Annotated in this window: 23 protein-coding genes; 17 read left to right on the top strand and 6 right to left on the bottom strand. The window is 62.5% G+C overall.

Features of this window, described 5'->3' with window-relative positions; all coding sequences use genetic code 11:
* Window positions 1-3: 3 nt before the first annotated feature.
* Both EDC35_RS09935 and EDC35_RS09930 read right to left on the bottom strand, forming a co-directional pair.
* Window positions 4-1635: a glycosyltransferase family 4 protein gene (locus EDC35_RS09935; protein ID WP_165903397.1), complete on the bottom strand. Its 1632-nt coding sequence runs from the start codon at window positions 1633-1635 to the stop codon at window positions 4-6.
* A gap of 149 nt (window positions 1636-1784) precedes the next feature.
* Complete coding sequence (locus EDC35_RS09930) at window positions 1785-2024, bottom strand: DUF2934 domain-containing protein (RefSeq protein WP_132977084.1); 240 nt, start codon at window positions 2022-2024, stop codon at window positions 1785-1787.
* A 142-nt stretch (window positions 2025-2166) separates the two neighbouring features.
* On the opposite strand from EDC35_RS09930, the gene EDC35_RS09925 reads away from it, so the two are divergent.
* The 6 genes from EDC35_RS09925 to EDC35_RS09900 all read left to right on the top strand — a co-directional run bounded on the left by EDC35_RS09925 (window position 2167) and on the right by EDC35_RS09900 (window position 9392).
* Window positions 2167-2808 carry a DUF2760 domain-containing protein gene (locus EDC35_RS09925; RefSeq protein WP_243651585.1) on the top strand — a complete coding sequence of 214 codons (642 nt, stop codon included), beginning with the start codon at window positions 2167-2169 and terminating at the stop codon, window positions 2806-2808.
* Window positions 2805-4649, top strand: a complete 1845-nt coding sequence (locus tag EDC35_RS09920; protein ID WP_132977083.1) for an Hsp70 family protein — start codon at window positions 2805-2807, stop codon at window positions 4647-4649. The genes EDC35_RS09925 and EDC35_RS09920 overlap by 4 nt, the downstream gene beginning before the upstream one ends.
* Window positions 4650-4741: 92 nt before the next feature.
* On the top strand, window positions 4742-6877 hold the full coding sequence (gene glgA / locus EDC35_RS09915) for a glycogen synthase GlgA (protein WP_165903396.1): 2136 nt from the start codon (window positions 4742-4744) through the stop codon (window positions 6875-6877).
* A gap of 96 nt (window positions 6878-6973) precedes the next feature.
* Window positions 6974-8251, top strand: a complete 1278-nt coding sequence (locus EDC35_RS09910; RefSeq protein WP_132977082.1) for an alpha-amylase family glycosyl hydrolase — start codon at window positions 6974-6976, stop codon at window positions 8249-8251.
* A gap of 87 nt (window positions 8252-8338) precedes the next feature.
* Window positions 8339-8818, top strand: a complete 480-nt coding sequence (locus tag EDC35_RS09905) for a Uma2 family endonuclease (protein WP_132977081.1) — start codon at window positions 8339-8341, stop codon at window positions 8816-8818.
* 22 nt (window positions 8819-8840) lie between these two features.
* Window positions 8841-9392: a L,D-transpeptidase gene (locus EDC35_RS09900; protein WP_132977080.1), complete on the top strand. Its 552-nt coding sequence runs from the start codon at window positions 8841-8843 to the stop codon at window positions 9390-9392.
* A gap of 151 nt (window positions 9393-9543) precedes the next feature.
* On the opposite strand, the gene apbC is transcribed toward EDC35_RS09900, so the two are convergent.
* Window positions 9544-10635 (bottom strand): iron-sulfur cluster carrier protein ApbC, encoded by a 1092-nt coding sequence (apbC, locus tag EDC35_RS09895; RefSeq protein WP_132977079.1) that lies wholly within the window; start codon window positions 10633-10635, stop codon window positions 9544-9546.
* A gap of 228 nt (window positions 10636-10863) precedes the next feature.
* On the opposite strand from apbC, the gene metG reads away from it, so the two are divergent.
* The 10 genes from metG to EDC35_RS09850 all read left to right on the top strand — a co-directional run bounded on the left by metG (window position 10864) and on the right by EDC35_RS09850 (window position 19437).
* Window positions 10864-12912 (top strand): methionine--tRNA ligase, encoded by a 2049-nt coding sequence (gene metG, locus EDC35_RS09890; RefSeq protein ID WP_132977078.1) that lies wholly within the window; start codon window positions 10864-10866, stop codon window positions 12910-12912.
* Window positions 12913-13032: 120 nt separating this feature from the next.
* Window positions 13033-13338, top strand: a complete 306-nt coding sequence (locus EDC35_RS18850) for a Uma2 family endonuclease (protein WP_243651584.1) — start codon at window positions 13033-13035, stop codon at window positions 13336-13338.
* Window positions 13332-13616: a Uma2 family endonuclease gene (locus EDC35_RS18845; protein WP_424565289.1), complete on the top strand. Its 285-nt coding sequence runs from the start codon at window positions 13332-13334 to the stop codon at window positions 13614-13616. Before EDC35_RS18850 ends, EDC35_RS18845 begins: the two co-directional genes overlap by 7 nt.
* A 55-nt stretch (window positions 13617-13671) precedes the next feature.
* A complete protein-coding gene (gene rnk / locus EDC35_RS09880) occupies window positions 13672-14085 on the top strand; it encodes a nucleoside diphosphate kinase regulator (RefSeq protein WP_132977077.1) in 414 nt (137 codons plus the stop codon).
* Window positions 14086-14235: 150 nt separating this feature from the next.
* Window positions 14236-14817 (top strand): electron transport complex subunit RsxA, encoded by a 582-nt coding sequence (gene rsxA / locus EDC35_RS09875; protein WP_132977076.1) that lies wholly within the window; start codon window positions 14236-14238, stop codon window positions 14815-14817.
* Between the two features lie 13 nt (window positions 14818-14830).
* The gene (gene rsxB, locus EDC35_RS09870; protein ID WP_132977075.1) at window positions 14831-15400 is read left to right on the top strand and encodes an electron transport complex subunit RsxB; all 570 of its coding nucleotides are present in this window, start codon (window positions 14831-14833) and stop codon (window positions 15398-15400) included.
* A 14-nt stretch (window positions 15401-15414) separates the two neighbouring features.
* The gene (gene rsxC, locus EDC35_RS09865) at window positions 15415-16920 is read left to right on the top strand and encodes an electron transport complex subunit RsxC (protein ID WP_132977074.1); all 1506 of its coding nucleotides are present in this window, start codon (window positions 15415-15417) and stop codon (window positions 16918-16920) included.
* A 131-nt stretch (window positions 16921-17051) separates the two neighbouring features.
* Window positions 17052-18089 (top strand): electron transport complex subunit RsxD, encoded by a 1038-nt coding sequence (gene rsxD, locus EDC35_RS09860; protein ID WP_132977073.1) that lies wholly within the window; start codon window positions 17052-17054, stop codon window positions 18087-18089.
* On the top strand, window positions 18086-18736 hold the full coding sequence (gene rsxG, locus EDC35_RS09855; protein ID WP_132977072.1) for an electron transport complex subunit RsxG: 651 nt from the start codon (window positions 18086-18088) through the stop codon (window positions 18734-18736). Before rsxD ends, rsxG begins: the two co-directional genes overlap by 4 nt.
* Entirely contained in the window at window positions 18736-19437 is a 702-nt protein-coding gene (locus EDC35_RS09850; RefSeq protein WP_132977071.1) for an electron transport complex subunit E, read from the top strand. The genes rsxG and EDC35_RS09850 overlap by 1 nt, the downstream gene beginning before the upstream one ends.
* Window positions 19438-19450: 13 nt before the next feature.
* On the opposite strand, the gene EDC35_RS09845 is transcribed toward EDC35_RS09850, so the two are convergent.
* Together EDC35_RS09845 and EDC35_RS09840 are read right to left on the bottom strand one after the other, a co-directional pair.
* Window positions 19451-19840, bottom strand: a complete 390-nt coding sequence (locus EDC35_RS09845; protein WP_132977070.1) for a hypothetical protein — start codon at window positions 19838-19840, stop codon at window positions 19451-19453.
* Between the two features lie 118 nt (window positions 19841-19958).
* Window positions 19959-20429, bottom strand: a complete 471-nt coding sequence (locus EDC35_RS09840) for an Lrp/AsnC family transcriptional regulator (protein WP_132977069.1) — start codon at window positions 20427-20429, stop codon at window positions 19959-19961.
* A 150-nt stretch (window positions 20430-20579) separates the two neighbouring features.
* On the opposite strand from EDC35_RS09840, the gene leuA reads away from it, so the two are divergent.
* A complete protein-coding gene (gene leuA / locus EDC35_RS09835; RefSeq protein WP_132977068.1) occupies window positions 20580-22244 on the top strand; it encodes a 2-isopropylmalate synthase in 1665 nt (554 codons plus the stop codon).
* A gap of 25 nt (window positions 22245-22269) precedes the next feature.
* Here leuA and EDC35_RS09830 read toward each other — a convergent pair whose 3' ends face one another.
* Window positions 22270-22605: a hypothetical protein gene (locus EDC35_RS09830; RefSeq protein ID WP_132977067.1), complete on the bottom strand. Its 336-nt coding sequence runs from the start codon at window positions 22603-22605 to the stop codon at window positions 22270-22272.
* Between the last annotated feature and the right edge of the window lie 97 nt (window positions 22606-22702).

Raw genomic sequence — 22702 nt, 5'->3', positions numbered from 1 at the left:
TCGTCAAACACACCATAATCCCTTGCAGGTCAGCACCACCAGGGCGGCGATGACACCGAGACGCAGCGGACCCCAGGCATCATTCCGCTCCGCCATCAGAACCTCAATGGCATAAAAGAGGATGATCGACTGTACCGCCACCATTCCGAGTTGCTTGAACCAGGGATCGGCAAGACTCGGCACGACGAGGGCAATGAGCAGGATCAGGAGATCCAGCGATGTGACCTGGAAGTTGATCCAGGCAAAACGAACCCAGATAGCGGTCAGGACGCCAATCGCGGCGAAAAGCGCCAGGATCGCATGGGACCATTCAGCGAGCCCGGGCGTACCTGTGACCAGATAAACGACGACGACCGCAACAACATAGAGGGTGAGACGGTCAAGATAAGACCGCAATCGCGGCTTCAGCCAGGGTGCCAGCAGCACCGGAACCAGCAGAATTCCGGCCAGACTCCCGATATCGCGACTCACCGAGCCGACAACCAGTGCACCGAGAAACAGGGTCGCGGGCACCGCCAGACTGAGCAGGACAAAGGGCGTGCCACGCAGCAGCTGGGACGGACGCCAAAGCGGTTCAGAATCCAGCGCCGGGGGACCGGATCCGGCTGCGGGATGCCGCCATGCGTGCCCTTGACGATACCGTACAAGCCGGCAGAGACCGAACAGCACCGCCGCCGCGAAGAGCAGGTAGACACCAAGCACCACGGCGTCGGCGCTATAACGCAGCAGCCAGGCCAGCAGAATCAGCAGGGACTGAGCCGCATAGATCAGGGTCACTGCCTGAGGCTGGCTCAGCCCCGCATTCAGCAGGCGATGGTGCAGATGCGAGCGATCAGCGGCAAAGGGCGAGCGGCCCTCGACAATACGTCGGACCATGACCGTGAGGGTATCGAGGACCGGCAGCCCCAGGATCAGGAGCGGCACGAGACGTCCCACGGCGGAGTCCTCACGCTGGGTCACCATGATGGCGAGCACGCCAGCGCCAAAGCCGAGAAACTGACTGCCCGTATCGCCCATGAAGATCTGCGCCGGATTGGTGTTGAAGCGCAGAAAGCCAAAGGTCGCCCCCATCATGGCCAGGGCAACCATGAAGGCCGGGTGATTCCCGCCCTGCCATGCCAGAACCGACAGACCGCCGAGCGCGAGCAGACTGATGCCGCCAGCCAATCCGTCGAGACCATCGGACAGATTGACCGCATTGGTCAGCCCAACCAGCACAAAGACCGTCAGCGGCACGGCAAAGAGCGCGGACAGAGAGTTATCGCCCAGAAAGGGAATCGTTTGGATCAGGATGCCGCCGCCAAGCGTGACGATCAGGGCGGCGAGCGCCTGACCGAGCAGTTTGAGGCGATAATCGAGATTGAACCGGTCATCCAGCACGCCAAACACAAAAAGCACCCCGACCGCCATCATGAAGGCGCGCAGATCCGGCCCCATCGGCACCCACAGCAGAATCGGCGTGACGCTACCGGCGACGATGGCGATCCCGCCGACCCGCGGAATGCGTGTGGTATGAATTTTGCGCCCATCGTCCGGTTTGTCGGTCAGACCCAGTGGTCCGGCGAGACGCGACAATGGCGGAACCAGCACCATCGAGATGAACAGGGCTAACAACAGAACATAAACGACTTGCATGATTGAATTCGCGCCGTGTGGCCATTCGCCCGACATGGCAGCAGTCGATGACCGCTGATGTGCTGGTTCCGCACCGACCCCGTGTCGGACCTGATTGCAGTCATGGACGCCATCGGCAGACTCTGCATCGGTGGCCGGTTCCAGCCCCCTTACAGAGGCTCGCCCTGCATCAAGAGCGCATTGCGAATCACGGTCCGCGCGCCCTCCTGCTCGACCAGACGTCCGCATGACTGATCGGCGAGCATGTTATCGATCATCTGTTCGGCGCTGAACCAGTCCGATTCGGCGCCGCCCGGACTGAATCCACGACGTTCCGCCAGATAATAGGCGGCAATGGCGATCATCTCCTGACGGTGCTCGGGGGCGGGCGGGGCTGTCTCAGGCGTCATCTCATGTCACTCTGGGCGCGGTTTGGTTTGTCATCAGCCCGCGCCTGTCTCTGGCGTCCGGCTGCGGTAAGATTATGCCACCGCCGCCGTTCCTGACGTTCAGCATCTTTCAACGCCCTTTAAAGACCATGAGGAATCCTGCATGACCGCTCCAGCGCCTTCCATTCTGCGGAGGGCAGCCGCCACCGTAATCCGCATTCGTGATGAACTGCGAGAGGCGGCGGTCGTCCGTTCGACCGCCAACTGGTTCAAACATCAGACGCCCAGGGTCATTGCGGCTCTGGGGCGTGCACGCCGCGAACTGGCCGATTCGCGCGCCGCTCATGCACTGGCAGACTGGATCCGCGACCGGCTCCCTGCTGATACCCGTCCGGCGCCCGCACCGCCTGCTGCGCTGGAGAAAGCGCCGCCGGATTCGGCCCTGCTGCTGCTGGGTCTGCTCCAGAAAGAGGGGCGTCTGCTGGATTTTCTCCATGAGGACATCAAGAGCTATTCCGATCAGGAGGTCGGCGCCGCTGCGCGGGTCGTGCATCAGGGCTGCCAGCGGGTGTTGCAGGAATACCTGACCATCGCCCCGGTGCGCGACGAGCCGGAAGGCAGTCGCATCACCCTGGAGCCGGGTTTCGATGCCTCGGCGATCCGCCCGACAGGGAATCTGGTCGGCGATCCACCCTTTACCGGCCATCTGGCGCATCGCGGCTGGCACGTGGTCGAGACCCGTCTGCCGCAGCTTGCCAGCACGCACGACCTGCGAATCCTGGCACCGGCGGAGGTGGAACTGTGAGCGCGACACGCTACGCCGTCGGTATCGATCTGGGCACCACCCATTGCGCCCTGTCCTACGTCGATGCGGAGAAGAGCGAGGGCGAGGACATCGTCCAGGCGCTGCTGCCGATCCCGCAGCTCGTCTCGCCGGGAACGGTCGAGGCACGTCCGCTGCTGCCGTCCTTTCTCTATCTGCCACATCCGGACGAATTCCGCGCCGACGATCTGGGCCTGCCCTGGCAGAGCGATCCCACCCGCATCGGCGGCGAGCTGGCGCGCAGTCAGGGCGCCACGACCCCGATCCGGCTGGTCTCCAGCGCCAAGAGCTGGCTCTGTCATCCGGATCTGGATCGCAAAGCCCCCATTCTCCCGGCAGGCGCGCCGGATGAGATTCCGCAGATCTCGCCCTTCGAGGCCAGCGTCCAGTTTCTCAGCCATCTGCGCGACGCCTGGAACGGGATGCATCCCTACGAGCCGCTGGATCGGCAGGAAGTCACGGTCACGGTGCCGGCCTCCTTCGATCCGGCGGCGCGCGAACTCACCGCCGAGGCGGCACGCGCCATCGGCATCAAACATCTGGTGCTGCTGGAAGAACCGCAGGCGGCGCTCTATAGCTGGGTCAACGACAGCCGGGGCGAATGGCGTCATCAGGTGCGGGTCGGCGATGTCATCCTCGTGGTCGATGTCGGTGGCGGCACCACGGATCTCTCGCTGATCGCGGTCACCGAGAACGCGGGCGCGCTGGAGCTGACCCGGGTGGCGGTCGGCGAGCACATCCTGCTCGGCGGCGACAACATGGATCTGGCGCTGGCCTATCTGCTGCGCGGGAAGCTCGCGCAGACCGGCGTCGAGCTGGACCGCTGGCAGTTGCAGGCGCTCACCCACGGCTGCCGTCAGGCCAAGGAATCGCTGCTGGCCGATCCCGATCTGGAACGGGTGCCGGTGGTGGTGCCGAGCCGTGGCTCGCGTCTGATCGGCGGCAGTATCCGCACCGAGCTGACCCGCGAGGAGGTGCGGACCAGCCTGATCGAGGGCTTTTTCCCGGCGGTCGAGGCCAGCAGCCGTCCGGCCAGCCGCTCGCGCGGCGCCTTGACCAAGGTCGGTCTGCCCTATGCGCAGGATCCCGCCGTCACCCGTCATCTTGCGGCGTTTCTGGGGCGTCAGGCGGGGGCGACCGAAGATCTGGCCGGCTTCGTCGATCAGCGCCCGGATGCGACCTTCCTGCATCCGACCGCCGTACTCTTCAATGGGGGGGTCTTCAAGGCCGAACCGCTCCAGGCGCGGGTGCTGGAGGTGCTCAATCAATGGCTGGCGGCTGAAGACGCACCGCCTGCGCGTCTGCTGGAGGCGCGCGATCTGGATCTGGCCGTGGCGCGTGGCGCGGCCTTCTATGCCCATGTGCGTCGGCATGGCGGGGTGCGAATTCGCGGCGGCACCTCGCATACCTATTATGTGGGTGTGGAAAGCGCCATGCCCGCCATTCCAGGTATGGAGCCCGAGATCCAGGCGCTCTGTCTGGTGCCTTTCGGTCTGGAGGAAGGCTCGGCCCCGGTCGCCCCGCCGCAGGAATTCGGCCTGGTGGTCGGCGAGCCGGTGCGTTTCCGCTTCTTCGGCTCCAGCGTGCGGCGCGAGGATCAGGTCGGCGATCTGCTGGACGAGTGGCGGGAAGACGAACTGGAGGAACTCGACGAGATCCAGACCACACTGCCAGCCAAGGATCGCAAAAAGGGCGAGGTGGTCGCGGTGCGTCTGCAAGCCGCCGTGACCGAGGTCGGCACGCTCGAACTCACCGCCATCCCGGTGGACGCCACGGATGAGCACTGGAATGTCGCCTTCAATACCCGAGGGAATGGCGCCTGAGAACGGCTGGACCGCCAACAAGGATGGGGGCGGTTCCGTGAAGGCTGGGTTACACTAGCACGCAGATTGCATCCTCAGAAGGAAACGAGTCCATGGCAAAAAAGCCGACTGGATCCAAACAGGTCACCACTGTCTCCCGCAAAACGGATCAAGCCGCCAGGGCTGAAGCCGCACCGCTTCGCAAACAGGCTGCGACACCGACCGAGGCAACGCCTGCTGTGTCGGTAACGGTGCCGACGCTGCCGGTGGAGAGTCAACAGCCTGATCCCGAAGCCTTTTCGTCTCTGATCAAAGGGAAGGCGGACGCCCAGTCGGCGACCGGCCAGAAAGCGAATGCGCCGGTTGTCAAACCCGCCCCAATGAAACCATCTGCCGCGCGTCCGCGCGCGCGCGCGGTCAAAGCGGCGGAACCGGCACAGGCCGCAGAGGCTCCGGCAGCCGCAGCATCGCCAGTATCCGCCCCGGCATCTGCGCCCTCCCCCGCTCCAGTCGCCACATCTGCCAAACCGGAATCCAGGCCGGTCGTCCGCGACACCCTGACCGAGATGAAGCAGCCCGAGGCGACACCGGACACGACGCCAGAGCCAGAACCGGAGATTGAAAACCGCCCGCTGACCGTCCCGAGCACAACGCCAGAGCCCGCGCTGGCGCTGGACGTGCAGCAGGGACCGGAACCCTTTCCCGAACAGGCCAATGTGGAAGAGACCTCGCCCGAGCCGGTCCATTTCCCGCCCGCACCTTCACGCCCCAGCCTCTTCATCGTCCAGATCACGCCCGAACTGGCGGCGGTGGCCAAGGTCGGCGGTCTGGCCGACGTGGTGTTCGGGCTCAGTCGCGAACTGGCGATCCGGGGCAATCATGTCGAGATCATCCTGCCCAAATATGACTCGATGCGGTATGACCAGATCTTCGATCTGCATGTGGTCTACCAGGATCTGTGGGTGCCCTGGTATGACGGCGCCATCCATTGCACGGTCTTCTTCGGCTTCGTGCATGACCGCAAGTGCTTTTTCATCGAGCCGCACTCGCCGGACAATTTCTTCAATCGTGGCCGCATCTACGGCTTCAAGGACGATGTGCTGCGCTACGCCTTCTTCTCGCGCGCCGCAATGGAATTCCTGTGGAAGAGCGGCAAGCATCCGGACGTGATCCATTGCCATGACTGGCAGACCGCGCTGGTTCCGGTCTTTCTCTATGAGTTCTATCAGACGCTCGGCATGACCCATCCGCGCGTCTGTCTGACGATCCATAATTTTGCCCATCAGGGCGTGACCGGAATCGACCTGCTGCACGCCACCGGACTGCATCGCCCCGAGCGCTTTTTCGACCAGACCCGGATGGCCGATAACCGTCATCCCAAGGCGCTGAATCTGCTCAAGGGCGGCATCGTCTACGCCAATTTCGTGACCACCGTCTCGCCGCGCTATGCCTTCGAGACCAAGGATCAGGGCCAGGGCTTCGGTCTGGAGCCGACGCTGCATACCCATCACATCAAATATGGCGGCGTCGTCAATGGCATCGATTACGATGTCTGGAACCCGGAGATCGACCGTCATATCCCGGTTCATTACAGCGTCGAATCCATCGACGGCAAATACGACAACAAGCGCGCGCTTCGTCACCGGCTGATGCTCGCCGACAACGAGAAACCCATCGTGGCCTTCATCGGTCGGCTGGATCCGCAAAAGGGTCTGGATCTGGTACGTCACGCCATCTTCTATACCCTGGAGCGCGGCGGTCAGTTCGTGCTGCTCGGCTCAAGCCCGGATGACCGCATCAATGGCGATTTCTGGGGCCTGAAGCAGATGCTCAACGACAGTCCGGATTGCCACCTGGAGATCGGCTTCGACGAAGATCTTTCGCATCTCATCTACGCCGGTGCGGACATGATGCTGGTGCCGAGCCGCTTCGAACCCTGCGGCCTGACGCAGCTCATCTCGCTGCGCTATGGCACCATTCCGGTGGTGCGCGCCATCGGCGGACTGGCGGACACCGTGTTCGACAAGGACTATTCGAATCGCCCACTGCATGAACGCAACGGTTATGTCTTTCAGGATTACGACCTGCCAGGACTTGAATCCGCGCTCGGGCGCGCCATTGCCTGCTATCGCAATCACCCCGATCATTTCCGCGAGCTGATGAAAAATGCGATGCGCTCGGATTATTCCTGGAATGTTCCGGGTCAGGACTATCTGAACATCTACGACTACATCCGCGACTCCCAATAAAATTCCGGGTACGGAATTTTATGAGATCAAATTTAAACCGATCCATAAACATCACATGCCGCGCTGAGCGCGGTTTAAATCGATGACGAATCCTCTATGAAGATATACAACCTGTTTCCGCGACTGGCCGGATGTTTCGAGGACTGGACTCCACATCTGGAGCGGGCGGCGGCGATGGGTTTCGACTGGGTCTTCGTCAATCCCATCCAGAAGACCGGGCGTTCGGGCAGCCTCTATTCCATCGCCGATTATTTCGCGATCAATCAAGACTTTCTGCGCCCGAATGCGCGGGTCTCGCCGAAGGATCAGGTGCTGGCAATGGTCGCGGAGGCCGAGCGCCTGGGGCTTTCGATGATGATCGATCTGGTCATCAATCATTGCGCGGTGGATTCCAATCTGGTCAGGGAGCATCCGGACTGGTTCCTGCATGACGGCAAAAAGATCGCCAATCCCTTCTGTGTCGAGCCGGACGGCTCCCGGGTCATCTGGTACGACCTGGCTCAGTTCGATCACGCGCACTCGCCAGATCGCGCGGGTCTGCTGGATTACTGCGTCAGGCTGGTGCTGCATCTGGTCAGTCTCGGCTTCCGTGGCTTTCGCTGCGATGCGGCCTATCAACTCCCCAACGCCTTTTGGGAACAGCTCATCGCGCGCGTCCGCCGCGAGCGTCCGGACGCGGTCTTCATCGCCGAAACCCTGGGTTGTTCACCGGAACAGAGTTGTGCCACGGCTGCCGCCGGTTTCGACGCCATCTTCAACAGCTCCAAATGGTGGGACTTCGAGGGCGACTGGCTGCTCGATCAATATGATCTGACCCGTCGGGTCGCGCCCTCCATCAGCTTTCCCGAAAGCCACGACACCGAACGGCTGTTCAGCGAGTCGGGCGGCAATCCGCACGCGATGAAGCAGCGCTATCTGTTCTCCGCACTCTTTGCATCCGGGGTCATGATCCCCATTGGTTTCGAGTACGGCTTTCGCAGCCGGCTCGACGTGGTCAACACGCGCCCGGAACAGTGGGAATCGCCGAACCTGGATCTGACCCATTACATCGCCCAGATCAACGGGATCCGCGACGCTTACCCCGTCTTCCGCCACGAAGGGCCGATCAAGCGCCTGGATCACGCCCATTCAGCGGTTCTGCTGCTGCATAAAAGCGCGCCGGACGGTCAGGGCGAGGCGTTGCTGGTGCTCAACAAGGATCCCTGGAATCGTCAGCATTTTCAGAGCGAGGATCTTTACCGCCATGTCCAGACACCTGGTCCGCTGGTGGATGTCTCGCCCGAATGGCCGATGGATTACATCCCGACACCCTTCGATTTCGATCTGGCGCCGGGCATGGGGCGGATTCTGGTCACCGAGCCTGCGGCTGCCTAATTCAGCAATGCAGATGTTGCACTGACGTGATTTCCGCGAAAGATTCGACCGGAACCAAGGCTTCAGATACGCACGAGGTCATGCCGCATGGATTCCAGACTGCTGCAAGCCGAAGAACTTGGCGTCCGGCTCGAAATCGTCGGCGGACTGCCGATCTGGGAGGCGCAGCCGCTCTATCGGCATCAGAAAGCGGTTGACCGGATCCGCAGCTCTATCGCCCCGGAAGCGGAGCGGGGCTGCGCTTGCGTGCATGTCGCCGATGTCTATGTCAGCTTCCCCGACGGTTCGCTCAAACGTCCCGATATTGCCATCTTCTGTCGCGAACCGGACGAGCAGGACGAAGCGATCCGGCTGATCCCGGAGGCCGTGATCGAGATCATCAGCAAGGGTTACGAGAGCAAGGATCTCCAGATCGGCCCGCCTTTCTATCTGGACCAGGGCGTCAAGGATGTGATTGTCTTCAATCCCTACACACTCGCCGTCCTGCATGTCCGGCGCGACGCCGTCAGTGAGCTTCGCTCTCCGGTCTCGATCCGACTGACATGTGGCTGTACGGTTGAGGTATAGCCGATCGATGCGAGACACATCCATGACATCGCTTACTCGATCCCTCTGCTCCATGCTCGTCGCCTCCACCGTTCTGGCCGGCTGCGCGCACGCGCCGTCACAGCGCGCACCCGAGCGTCTGCCCGTCGCGGAACAGGCCGTTCCTGAGACGACGCCAGCGCCGCTGGTCGAGACGGCCCAGACCGCCCCGAGCAACGACAGCCGTGTCGCACCATCAAAACGCTCGCTGACAATCAGTCTGGGGGCGCAACAGTTCGCTTATGCCGAGGATGGACAAGTGGTGCGAACCGGCCCCATCTCATCCGGCGCCGCCGGCTCGCCGACGCCGACCGGACGTTTTGCGGTCCTCAGCAAAGACCGGGACAAGGTGTCTTCGCGCTACACCAACCAGCTCGGCTGGCAGGCCTGGATGCCGTATTCAATCCAGTTCAACGGACATTATTTTCTACATGAAGGCTGGTTGCCGGGCTATCCCGACTCGCACGGCTGCGTGCGTGTCGGCGAGCCGGATGCGCGCTTTCTTTTCGAGCGGCTGAAGATCGGCGACCGGGTTGACGTGGTCGCTTCGTTTTGAGGAATGGCCGGCTCATGCCGGCGACAGTCAAATAGGCCAAGTGGCGGAGGTTCCGAAACCCTCTTTGATCGTTGTCGTTGTCGTAATCGTTGCCGGTTTGCGAATCTTCGATGACGACAACGACAACGACAACGAACAGTATCGGCGTGGTTTAATTATTTTGAATCATGATGCGCGGAAACTTCGCGGCATAATCCTTGGCCTGCAGCGACAGCTTGGCAGCGGTTTTGCGGGCGATTTCGCGATAGATGGCGGTCGCGCGCGACTCGGGCTGGGCGACGACCGTGGGCTTGCCGCTATCAGTCTCTTCACGGATATGCATATCGAGCGGAAGCGAGCCGAGCAGATCCACGCCGTATTGCTCCGACATGCTCTGCCCGCCACCCGAGCCGAAGATAGGCTCCTCATGCCCGCAGTTGGAACAGATATGCGTGCTCATGTTCTCGACGATGCCAAGCACCGGCACCTCGACCTTCTGGAACATCTTGAGCCCTTTGCGTGCGTCCAGCAGGGCGATGTCCTGCGGCGTGGTGACGATGATGGCGCCTGAGACCGGCACCTTCTGCGCCAGGGTCAACTGGGTGTCGCCGGTGCCCGGCGGCAGGTCGATGACGAGATAATCCAGATCGGACCAGTTGGTGTCATTCAGTAACTGTTCCAGCGCCTGAGTGACCATCGGGCCGCGCCAGATCATCGGCGTTTCCTCGTCGATCAGAAAACCGATGGACATGGCCTGAAGACCATGGCCGCTCATCGGCTCCAGACTCTTTCCATCCATCGATTCCGGCTGACCGGAGATGCCAAGCATGCGCGGCTGCGAGGGACCATAAATGTCCGCATCCAGCAGACCCACGGTTGCTCCTTCGGCAGAGAGGGCCAGCGCCAGATTGACAGCGGTCGTGGACTTGCCGACCCCGCCTTTGCCCGAGGCCACCGCGATGATGTTTTTGACCTGATCGATGGGTTTCAGGGACTTCTGGACCGAGTGGGCCTTGATCTCCCAGCTCACATCGACCTGCACACCGGCGACACCTTCCACATCCATCACCTTGTCTTTGACGGCGGCGGCGATGGCCTCCTGAGCGCCTCGTGCCGGAAAGCCGAGAACGACCCTGACCCGTACCTGATCGCCCTCAATGGCGATGTCTTTGATGGCATGCGCGGCGATCAGATCGCGGCCCAGATGCGGCTCTTGATAGGTCTTGATGGCGGCTTCGATAGCTTCTTTCGTGGCTGCGGACATTCAGGTGCTCCATTGATTCGGACAGACGCCCGCCAATGGCGGACGCAGGCTATGGGGATTGGCGAGGCGGGAGATGCCAGGGCATCGAGCCGGCAGGCACTCGGGTTTCGCCAGTGTTGGTCTAAACCGAACCGAATTCAAGCCCGGCGGGCGGTTGCCGCGATGGTTCGCCCGTCTTCAAATCATGAAATAATGCATGCCATTCGTTCACCCGAGCCCCGTCACGACATGAGCACTCCCCGCGACATCCTCATCACCAGCGCCCTGCCCTACGCCAATGGCCCCATTCATATCGGCCATCTGGTCGAGTACATCCAGACCGACATCTGGGCGCGCTTTCAAAAGATGCGCGGGCATCACTGCTGGTACGTCTGCGCTGACGACGCGCACGGCACCCCGATCATGCTGCGGGCGCGTCAGGAAGGCATCACGCCCGAGGATCTCATCGCCCGCGTGAGCGAGGAGCATCAGGCCGATTTCGCCGCCTTCCGGGTCGGCTTCGACAACTATCACTCGACCCACTCGCCCGAGAACCAGCATTACGCCAACCTCATCTACGAGCGCAACCGCGACGCCGGACACATCGCCAGACGCACCATCACCCAGGCCTATGACCCGGTCGAGCAGATGTTCCTGCCGGATCGCTTCATCAAAGGGGAATGTCCCAAGTGCGGCGCGCCCGATCAGTACGGCGACAACTGCGAGGTGTGCGGGGCGAGCTACTCCCCAGCCGAGCTGAAAAACGCGCGCTCGGCGGTCTCGGGCGCGGTGCCCGAACAGCGCGAGTCGGATCATTATTTCTTCCGGCTCGGCGACTTCGAGCCCATGCTGCGCGAGTGGACGCGCGGCGGCAGTCTGCAAAAGGAGGTCGCTAACAAGCTCGACGAGTGGTTTGCGTCCGGTCTTCAGGAATGGGACATCTCGCGGGACGCACCCTATTTCGGCTTCGAGATCCCGGACCATCCGGGCAAGTTCTTCTATGTCTGGCTCGATGCCCCCATCGGTTACATGGCGAGTTTCCAGAACCTCTGTGACCGCACGCCGGGGCTGGATTTCGACCAGTTCTGGGGCAAGAACTCCACTGCCGAGCTGTATCACTTCATCGGCAAGGACATCATCTATTTCCATGCGCTCTTTTTTCCGGCCACCCTGCACGGAGCCGGTTTCCGGGTGCCGAGCGCCATCTTCGCCCACGGCTTTCTCACCGTGGACGGGCAGAAGATGTCCAAATCGCGCGGCACCTTCATCAAGGCGCGCACCTATCTGGATCATCTCAACCCCGAGTATCTGCGCTATTACTTCGCCGCCAAGCTCGGGCCGGGGGTCGATGACATCGATCTCAATCTCGAAGACTTCACGGCGCGGGTCAACGCCGATCTGGTCGGCAAGGTGGTCAATATCGCCAGCCGCTGCGCGGGCTTCATCGGCAAGCGGTTTGACGGGCGGCTGTCGGGCTCGCTGTCCGAGCCTGCACTCTTCGCCGAGTTCGTCGCCGCCGGAGAGTCGATCGCAGCGGCCTATGAAAAACGCGAGTTCAGCCGCGCGGTGCGCGAGATCATGGCCCTTGCCGACCGTGCCAATCAGTACATCGACGAGAAAGCGCCCTGGGTGGTCGCCAAACAGGACGGGCGGGATGCCGAGCTTCAGGACATCTGTTCGATGGGGATCAATCTCTTCCGGGTGCTGATCGGCTATCTGCGCCCCATCCTGCCGGGCACGGCGGCGGAGTCCGAAGCCTTTCTGCGCATCGCACCGCTGACCTGGGAGGCCATCGGCACGCCGCTGCTCGATCACGCCATCGCGACCTTCAAGCCGCTGATGACGCGCGTGGAACCGGCACAGATCGCCGCCATGCTGGAGGCATCGAAAGAGGATCTGAGCGCGACGGTCATGGCCCCCGATGCCGCGCCAGCCGCCGCCAACCCGCATCTGACCCGCGATCCCATCGCCGGGCCGGTCGATTACGACACCTTTGCCAAAACCGATCTGCGCGTCGCGCTGATCCGCGAGGCGAAACAGGTCGAGGGCGCGGACAAGCTGTTGCAGCTCACTCTGGATCTGGGCGGCGAGACCCGCAACGTCTTCGCCGGCATCCGCTCGGCCTATGACCCTAGGGATCTGGAAGGCCGGCTGACCGTCATGGTCGCCAATCTCGCCCCGCGCAAGATGCGCTTCGGCGTCTCCGAGGGCATGGTGCTGGCAGCGGGGCCGGGCGGTAAGGATCTCTTCATCCTCAGCCCGGATACGGGCGCCGAGCCGGGGATGAAGGTGAAGTGATCAATGAGACAGGATTAACAGGATGAATCAAGATTGACAGGATTGAAAACAGGACTTTATAAGATCCTGTCCATCCTGAAAAATCCTGTTAATCCTGTCCATTCGAATCAGGAAACCGCCATGTCGCTGCAACCGCAACCCTATTACAGCTTCGAGGATTACCTCGCCGCCGAGCGCGAGTGCATCGACGAGAAGCACGAATATGTCGCCGGCCAGGTCTTTGCGATGACTGGCGCGAGCTACAACCACAATGTGATTTCGGCAAACCTTGCCAGAAAACTCGGGAATCAACTGGAATCCCGCCCCTGCGTCGCCCTGAGCAGCGACATGCGTCTGCGAATCGAGATCGCCGAGCCTGCACCTATCCGGATGTCGTGGTGCTCTGCGATGAACCGGCCTTTCATGACCGGCGCCGGGATGTGCTGACTGACGCCACCCTGGTGGTCGAGATCCTCTCGCCGTCCACTGAGGGCTATGATCGTGGCGGCAAGTTCGCCATCTATCGCGATCTGCCGGGGCTGTGCCAGTATGTGCTGATCGCCCAGGATCGCCATGCCATCGACTGCTTCACCCGCCAGCCGGACGGACGCTGGCTGCTTGACGCCTATACGGATCCCGCCATCATGATCCCTTTCGATTCCATTGGCTGCGCCGTCCGTCTGGACGAGATCTATGACAGGGTCCGGTTCGAGACTGATCCTTGACGCACGACCAAATCACACAGACCGGAACGGTCTGACCAACAACACGAGGCCCATCATGACCGCCAAGCCCAAACTCATCATTTCATCGCGCGACGCTGAACGACTGGAGGATCTGCTCACCTCCCTGCCCCAGGATGCCTTCCCCGGCAGGCGAGAGCTGGAACAGGAACTGGATCGCGCCGACATCGTCGATCCAGACGCAGTCCCGCCCTCGGTCGTGACCATGAACTCGACCGTCCGCTTTCAGGTCGCATCATCCGCCGACGAATTCTGCCTGACGCTGGTTTACCCCAAGGATGCGGACGCCAGTGGGGGCACCCTCTCAATCCTGGCGCCGGTCGGCAGCGCGCTGCTGGGACTCACCGAAGGCGATGAGATCGAATGGCCTGACCCAGGCGGCGGAGCACTGCGTGTGCGTATCATGGAAGTCCTCTATCAGCCGGAGCGGGCGGGCGACTATCACCGCTAAATCGCGCCCGATAACCCTACCGCATTTTGGTTGTTACCAAGCGTCTTGGAGGGTTATGCTTACGCGCTTTCGCGTCGCTCCACGGTCTTTGGCCGCTGTCAAACGGCGACCACAGGGCGTTCGCATACCCTCTCATAACCTCTGGCTCGCATGACTGAATACGCGCTCATTCTGGTCGGCACGGTGCTGGTCAATAATTTCGTGCTGGTCAAGTTTCTCGGGCTCTGTCCCTTCATGGGCGTGTCCAAAAAACTCGAAACCGCAACCGGCATGGGACTGGCGACGACCTTCGTCATGACCCTGTCCTCGGTCATCACCTGGCTGGTCAACGACTATCTGCTGGTGCCGCTCGGCATCGATTATCTGCGCACCATCGCCTTCATCCTGGTCATCGCCGCCGTGGTGCAGTTCACCGAGACGGTGATGCGCAAGACCAGCCCCGTGCTCTATCAGGTGCTCGGCATCTTTCTGCCGCTGATCACGACCAACTGCGCCGTACTTGGGGTGGCACTCCTGAATCAGCAGTCGGGACACACCCTGGTGGAAGCGGCACTCTACGGCTTTGGCGCGGCAATCGGTTTTTCGCTGGTGCTGACCCTGTTCGCCGCGATACGCGAACGGGTGGCCGTCGCCGATGTGCCCGAGCCTTTCCAGGGCAGCGCCATTGCCCTGATCACCGCCGGACTCATGTCGCTCGCCTTCATGGGTTTCGCCGGACTGGTCACGAACTGAGGCGCCGCACACCATGTTGATTGCGATTCTGGCCATCGCCGCGCTGGCGGGCGTCTTTGGACTGCTGCTCGGTTATTCGGCGATCCGTTTTCGGGTCGAAGGCGACCCCATCGCCGATCAGATCGACAGTCTGCTGCCGCAGACCCAGTGCGGACACTGCGGTTATCCCGGCTGTCGTCCTTATGCCGAGGCAGTCGCCCAAGGCGAGGCGGAGATCAATCAATGCGTGCCTGGTGGCGAGACCACGGTACTGGCATTGGCCGACCTGCTCGGACGCGAAGTGGTACCACTGGACGCCGAGGAAAAACAGCCGTCGGTCGCTGTCATCGATCCCCTGTCCTGCATCGGCTGCACACTCTGCCAGCAGACCTGTCCGGTCGATGCCATCGTCGGCGCCGCCAGACAACTGCATGGCGTGCTGGCGGTCAACTGCACCGGCTGCGAACTCTGTCTGCCGCCCTGCCCGGTGGACTGTATCCGCATGGTGCCGGTGACTGAAGACATCCCGCGCTGGCGCTGGCCCTATCCCAGTCGGGCGATTCCGGCAGCCGTTCCGCCCACGCCCGAGCGTGAAGCCGCCTGATGGACATCGCACACATGGCCGCTCTGCATTCATTCATCCCCCAGCCACCGTCGAACGCCCTGCCCCGGCTCTGGACCTTCCACGGCGGCATCCATGTGCCGGACGAGAAATCGCTCTCGAATGCGCAGGCCATCGAGCCCGCGCCACTCCCCGCGCGACTTGTCATCCCCCTGCAGCAGCATATCGGCGCCCCGGCGCGCGTGCTGGTCCAGGTCGGCGACCGGGTGCTCAAGGGCCAGATGATCGCCGAGCCCAGCGGCTTCATCAGCGCGCCGGTGCATGCGTCGAGTTCGGGCCGGATCATCGCCATCGAGCCGCATCCCATCCCGCATCCGTCCGGTCTGTCTGCGCTCTGCGCCGTGATCGAGACCGACGGCGAGGATGTCTGGGCCGAATTGCCGCCACCGCTGACCGATTATCCGCAGCGCTACCCGCACGACATCCGCGAGCGCATCCGCTGGGCCGGCGTGGTCGGCATGGGCGGCGCATCCTTCCCGACCAGCGTCAAACTCGACCCCGGCGCGGATCGACCCATCCACACACTCATCATCAACGGTGTCGAGTGCGAGCCCTATATCACCTGCGATGACCGTCTGATGCGCGAGCGCGCCGGACACATCCTGGCAGGGGTGCGCATCATGCACCACCTGCTGGGGGTCGAGCGGGTACTGATCGGCATCGAGGACAACAAACCCGAGGCCATCGCCCGGATGCGTCTCGCCCTGGCCGAGACGGATCTGCATGCCTGTACCCAGGTCGTGCCCATCCCGACCCTCTATCCAAGCGGCGGCGAGAAACAGCTCATCCGCATCCTGACCGGTCGCGAGGTGCCGAGCGGTGGTCTCCCGGCCCAGCTCGGCATCGTCTGTCAGAATATCGGCACGGCGGCGGCGGTCGCCGATGCCGTGCTGGAGGGACGCCCGCTCATCTCGCGGATCGTCACCGTGACCGGACGCGCCATCGCGGCCCCGCGCAATCTGGAGGTGCGCATCGGCACGCCCGTCAGCGAGCTGATCGCCCATTGCGGAGGCTATCTTGAGCCGCCGCACAAACTGATCTGCGGCGGCCCCATGATGGGCTTTGCGCTGACGCATCTGGAAACGCCGATCACCAAGCCGACCAACTGTGTGCTGGCACTGACCGAGGCGGAAAGCCCGGATCCCGGTCCGGCGCTGGCCTGCATCCGCTGCGGACGCTGCGCCGAGGTCTGCCCGGCCAAACTCCTGCCGCAACAACTTTACTGGCACGCCCGCGCCAAGGATCTGGACCGGGTGCAGGACTACAACCTCTTCGACTGCATCGAATGCGGCTGCTGTGCCCAGGTCTGCCCGAGCCATATCCCCCTGGTCCAGTATTATCGCTACGCCAAGACCGAGGTCTGGGCGCGCGAGCAGGAAAAACGCAAATCCGAACAGGCACGCGCGCGCCACGCCGCCCGGCAGGCCCGGCTGGAACGCCAGGAGCAGGAGAAGCAGGCCCGGCTGCGCAAACAGAAAGAAGCTGTCAAAAGTCCTCAGTAAGCAGTCGTCAGTCGTCAGTCGTCAGTCGTCAGTCGTCAGTCGTCAGTCGTCAGTCGTCAGTCGTCAGTCGTCAAAATGATGATCTGACGGGAACTTTTCAGGATCAAGCCAACCAACTGCCAACTCACCCAATGAAAACCATCATCTCCTCCCCCCATGTCCCCCGCGTGAACCGGGTTGATCGGATCATGCTGGACGTGCTGCTGGCGCTGGTGCCGGGCATGCTGGCGATGACCTGGTTCTTCGGCTGGGGACTGCTGATCAATCTGGTGCTGGCGGTGACCTTCGCGGTCGTGGCCGAGGCGGCGGTGATGCTGGCGCGCGGTCGTTCGCCGCTGATCGCCATTGGCGATCTCAGCGCCGTGGTGACGGCGGTGCTGTTCGCGATCTCGGTGCCGCCGATGCTGCCCTGGTGGCTGACCCTGCTCGGCATGGTGTTCGCCATTGTGCTGGTCAAACAGCTCTACGGCGGCATGGGCTACAACCCCTTCAACCCGGCGATGGCGGCCTATGTCTTTCTGCTGATTTCCTATCCCATCGCCATGACGACCTGGCTCGCGCCCGGCATGCTGGCCGAGCACTCGTTTACGTTCATGGAATCGCTGCGGCTGATCCTCGACGGCACCCTGCCCGCTGGACTCGACTGGGACGCCATTTCGTCGGCGACGCCGCTCGATGAAATGCGGGGCAAACTCGACCTGCATCTGACAATCGATGAAATCCGCCACAGCCCACTTTGGGGTTATGTCGGCGGTCGCGGCTGGGAGTGGATCGCGTTCTGGTTCCTGGCGGGCGGCATTTATCTCTTGTGGCGGCGCACCATCACCTGGCATATCCCGGTGTCGATGCTGCTGGCGCTGGCGATCTGCTCCGGCATTTTCTGGTCCCTTGATCCGCAGACCCACCCCTTCCCGGCCTTTCATCTCTTCAGCGGTGCGGCCATCCTCGGCGCCTTCTTCATCGCCACCGACCCGGTCACCGCCTGCACCACCAGGCAGGGACAGTTGATTTTCGGCGCCATCATCGGCATCACGGTCTTCGCGATCCGCACCTGGGGCGGTTATCCCGACGCCGTGGCCTTTGCCGTGCTGCTGATGAACATTGCCGCCCCGACCATTGACTATTACACCCAGCCGCGTGTCTTCGGACACGGTCGAGAACACCGATGAAGACCCGATCCATTCTGCTCGCCGGTTTTGTCCTCGGCGCCTTCGCCATCACCGGCGTGACCCTGGTCGCCGTTACCCATCTGACCGTCGATGAACGCATCGTCGATAATCAGCATCAGGCCATGCAGCGCAAACTCGCGACCATCCTGCCGGCCGGTCAGTCCGACAACGATCCGCTCGCCGACCGCATCCAGGTCCATGCACCCGATTTTCTGGGCATCGACACCAGCCAGGTCTATCGGGTACGCAAGGGTGATGAGCCGGTCGCCGTGGTGCTCGAACCCGTGGTGCCCGACGGTTACGCCGGCCCCATCAAGCTCCTGGTCTCGGTGTTGCACGACGGCACCCTGGGCGGGGTGCGCGTCCTCTCGCACCACGAAACCCCCGGACTGGGCGATAAGATCGAAGAGTCCAAATCGGATTGGGTGCTGCATTTCCAGGGCAAGTCGCTGACCGATCCGCCGCTCGAAAAATGGTCCGTGAAGCGCGATGGCGGCGAATTCGATCAGTTCACCGGCGCCACCATCACCCCCCGTTCCATCGTCAACGCGGTCAAGAACACCCTGATTTATGTCAGACAGCAGGGCGACCGGCTCTTTGTCCCCGTTGATACCAGTACGCCTGCCACTGTTCAGGGGAAATCCTGATGTCCGCTTCCAAAAGCGTTAAAACCATCGTCAGCGAAGGCGTCTGGACCAATAACCAATCGCTGGTCGCCCTGCTCGGGCTCTGTCCGCTGCTCGCCACCACCACCTCGGCCACTAACGGGCTCGGCATGGGGCTCGCCACCACCGCCGTACTCACCTGCTCCAACGGCACCGTCTCGCTGGTCCGCCACCTGGTGCGTCCCGAGGTTCGCATCCCGGTCTATGTACTGGTCATCGCCTCCTTCGTCACCATCGTCGAACTGGTGATGCAGGCGTTTTTCTATGAGATGTATCTGGTGCTGGGGCTCTTCATCTCGCTGATCGTGGTCAACTGCATCATCATCGGTCGCGCCGAATCCTTCGCCTCGAAGAACCGGGTGGATCTGGCACTGTTGGATGGACTGGCGGTCGGGCTGGGCTCCACGCTGGTGCTGACCACGCTCGGCGGTCTGCGCGAGCTGGTTGCTCAGGGGACGATTTTCTATCAGGCGGAACTGCTGCTGGGCGAGGCCGGCAAGGCGCTGACGCTCAATTTTGGCAACGACTATCAGGGTGCATTGATCGCCATCCTGCCGCCCGGCGCCTTCATCGGGCTCGGACTGCTGATCGCGCTCAAAAACCTGATCGACAGGCACGCCAGGCGGCGCGCACCCGCACGTGCGGCCAAGGCGCCGGTCGAGGCTCAGGCGCATCCGGCCTGACGCAATTCACAGATCAATGTGCGGTGGCCTTGATCGCCTCGTCGCGGGTATAGAAAACGCCGTCGCGGATGAAGCCGGAGACGATCTCAGGCACCGTGCTGGTCACATGCCCGTCTGCATCCCGGGCCATCACCCAGGCCGACGGCAGGCCGTCCAGCACATGGATGGGCGCCGGGTTGCCGTCACCGAAACAGGACAGGACGCACTCTCCACTGTGACGGTTGAGATAACCGGGCTGAAAACCCTGCTGGCGATTGTTCTGGCTCAGGCCGCGCGTGTTGGCGTAAAGGGTGTTTTCGTCACGCAGGGTCAGTTCGGTCAGGACACCATGCAGACGGCGCGCGCGCATCCGATCCTGTGGATCCTGGTTCACGATCAGCGTCTGAAGTTGCTCGGCGTACATGTCAGTTCTCCTGTTTTCCCGGCTGGTCAGGGGTGCCTTGATTCGATCAACGCATCTCCCGTGCCAGCGATCAAGCGTCATCTTTCCGTCGTTCGATGATCGCTGACGATCATCCGACTCATGCCTGGGTTAACGGCAGATGCGTGCGTTCCAGTACCCGTCGCAGCACGAAACTGGAATGCACGCCCGACACCCCTTCAATCCGCGTGATCCGGTTCAGCAGCAGATCCTGATAGGCGTCCATGTCACGCACCACGACCTTGAGCTGATAATCGGCATCGCGTCCGGTGAGCAGGAGACACTCCAGAACCTCCGGCATGCCTTTGACAGCGGCCTCGAAACGGTCGAAACGCTCCGGCGTGTGCCGGTCCATCGAGATGCTGAGGATGACCAGCAGATTCAGCCCGAGCTTGCGCGCGTCGAGTGCGGCGCGATAGCCAAGGATGAGCCCCGACTCTTCGAGTGCGCGCACCCGGCGCAGACAGGGTGAGGGCGAGAGACCGATGCGCTCGGCCAGTTCCTGATTGCTGATCCGCCCGTCCTGTTGGAGTTCGTCGAGAATGCGGCGGTCATAGCGGTCGAGTGTCATGCGTGATCTGCCACTATCCGGTTGGTGATTGGCGGATTATTGCGCAATCCATGCCTTGATGGGCGGATTTCGCAATCCGCTGCCGGTATCTTTGCCTTATCCTTTCGACATCCATCGACATGAGCCACAGGCGAAATTAGGACGCAACCCATGACCACCAATCCAACCCACCGCTTCGACCATCGCAAATACCGCCCCGGCCCGGTGGTCGATCTGCCCAACCGTCAATGGCCTGGCCGCACGATCCAGCAGGCGCCGATCTGGGCCAGCGTGGATCTGCGCGACGGCAATCAGGCGTTGCTGGAGCCAATGGACGTGACCCAGAAGCGCCGTTTCTGGGATCTGTTGATCAGGCTCGGCTTCAAGGAAATCGAGGTCGGCTTTCCGGCTGCCAGCCAGCCGGATTTCGACTTCGTGCGCTGGCTGATCGAGGAGGACCGAATCCCTGCCGATGTGACGGTTCAGGTCTTGGTCCAGGCGCGCGAGGATCTCATCCGACGCACCTTCGAGGCGCTCGTCGGCGCGCGGCAGGCCATCGTTCATGTCTACAACTCCACCTCGCCGGTGCAGCGCGACTGGGTCTTCGGCCAGGATCGCGAGGGGATCAAGACGATTGCGCGTCAGGGCGCGCACTGGGTGCAGCAGGGCGCACGCGACTACCCCGAGACCCGCTGGACCTTCCAGTATTCGCCCGAGAGCTTTACCGCGACCGAGCCGGATTATGCGCTGGAGGTCTGCGAGGCGGTGCTGGATGTCTGGCAGCCGACGCCTGAAAACCCCTGCATCATCAATCTGCCGGCGACCGTCGAGGTGGCGACGCCCAATGTCTTCGCCGATCAGGTGGAATGGTTTTCCACTCATGTCAGCCGGCGCGCGGGCGTGATCCTCTCGGTGCACACCCATAATGATCGCGGCGGTGCGGTGGCGGCGGCTGAACTGGCGCTGCTGGCGGGTGCGGATCGGGTCGAAGGCACCCTGCTCGGCAACGGCGAGCGCACCGGCAACGCCGATCTCCTGACACTGGCGATGAATCTCTACAGTCAGGGCATCGATCCGCGTCTGGATCTCAGCGACCCCGACGAGATCATCCGGGTCTGCACCGACTGCACCGGGCTGACGGTTCATCCCCGGCATCCCTGGGTGGGCGAGCTGGTTTATACCGCCTTCTCGGGCAGTCATCAGGATGCGATCCGCAAATGTCTGAGCCGTCAGACGGACGACCAGCCCTGGCAGGTTGCCTATCTGCCCATTGATCCGGCCGATCTGGGACGCGATTATCAGGCCGTGATTCGCGTCAACAGCCAGTCGGGCAAAGGCGGAGTGGCCTTCGTGCTGGAGCGCGATTACGGTCTGGTGCTGCCGCGCTGGATGCAGACCGAGCTGGCGCCGCTGGTCCAGCAGGCAAGCGAGAGACGCGGCGGCGAGATGGACCCGGCCAGCATTCATGCACTCTTCCGCGCCCGCTTCATCGCCGACGATCCGCAGTGGCTGCTCGGCTACCGGCTCGACCGCAACGGTCATGACGTGATCGAGGCGCGTATCGGTGATCGATCCGGTGAACGGATCCTGCGCGGCGAAGGGGATGGCGCCATTGCCGCCTTCGTCGCCGCCTGGACGGCCTGGAGCGGCAAGCGGCTGCGGATTCTGGACTATCAGGAGCACGCGATCGGCGAAGGCACGGATGCCGAGGCCGCCGCCTATGTGCAGCTCGACGTGGAGGGCGCGCGGATCACGGGCGCGGCGATCGATCGGGATACGGTTGCGGCCTCGCTGCGGGCGGTGCTGTCGGCGGTGAATCGTCAGGGCAGGGCATGAGCGCCAGCATCCGGTGATGCACTGACTACCAGGGACGGTACTCCAGACCCGGAATGGACCCGCGATCAAAGACGGCCGGCAATCCCAGGATCAGTTCCCGCAATGGTTCGAGATCGAGATGACGTCCGTAGGACGCCTTGGCGGCGTCAAGGGGCAATTCCACCCAATAACAGAAGGTATCCGGCTCGTAGAGAATCTGGAGGATGTTCTCTTCGGCGTCGATGATCCCGAGATAATCGTCCTCGCTTTGCAGGCGCGGCAACAGTTGCTCGCAGATCGTCCGGGCGCTCATCTCCACGGCGCTGGCCGACGAGACGGATTCGCCGGATCGGTCAAACAGATAAAAGACTCGATAATGCATGGTCGACGGTCATCGCTCCTTATCATCGATTAAATGTCTGCGCGGGCGTTTTAACGATCACATGCTATGATTCACGCGCTCATCGGCGCCAGCTCCG

It is taken from the genome of Thiobaca trueperi (genome assembly GCF_004342175.1).
In the GTDB taxonomy this organism is placed as follows: Bacteria; Pseudomonadota; Gammaproteobacteria; order Chromatiales; family Chromatiaceae; genus Thiobaca; species Thiobaca trueperi.
Note: the sequence above shows the minus strand (reverse complement) of the source record. Positions and strands in the feature narration are given on the sequence as shown.